The following is a 490-nucleotide window of genomic DNA, read 5'->3' on the forward strand; positions in this document are numbered from 1 at the left end:
ATGAACATCGGTTGTGGTCAGTGTGTAGGAAATTTCAGGGTGATAGCCGATACCATTACCGCCATTCTGGGGCGCCCGGTTTATCATGTTGCCTGCCAGGGCTATCGCCACCAAATCCGTCGCGCTTTTTGCATCTCTGGATTTTAACGTCGACGAAATATCATCTGTTTGATACTCACCAAATGAAATTTGCCGATATATTGCGACCCGTTCGCGGCCATGATGACGCTGGTTTAATATCGGGTATGGGTTTAACCCTGTGCCCCGGTGACTACCGATAACAGCGCGGCTTCCAGCATTTCCGGCAACTTCTTCCCCCGCCGTTCCGCGCGGTTCAGAATGCCGGCGCACGCCGCTTGGCTCAAAAAGTACTTTGGCGGGACAAAATCCGTTTCGAGCACTTGCGACAACAAACACACGACGGCGTCGTTGGGCGACTCCGAAATATTGAGCGTCGAGCACTCGCCAGGCGACAGCGCGTTGGGGACCA

General features: G+C 53.9%; 2 pseudogenes. Both read right to left on the minus strand.

The features are described 5' to 3' along the window. Positions 1 to 351 (minus strand): annotated as a pseudogene (locus Xkoz_RS19360) (hypothetical protein); the annotation flags it as partial. Positions 352 to 408: 57 nt separating this feature from the next. Further along, positions 409 to 490, minus strand: a pseudogene (locus Xkoz_RS26490) (DNA cytosine methyltransferase); the annotation flags it as partial.

Source organism: Xenorhabdus kozodoii (assembly GCF_002632875.1).
Classification (GTDB): Bacteria; Pseudomonadota; Gammaproteobacteria; order Enterobacterales; family Enterobacteriaceae; genus Xenorhabdus; species Xenorhabdus kozodoii.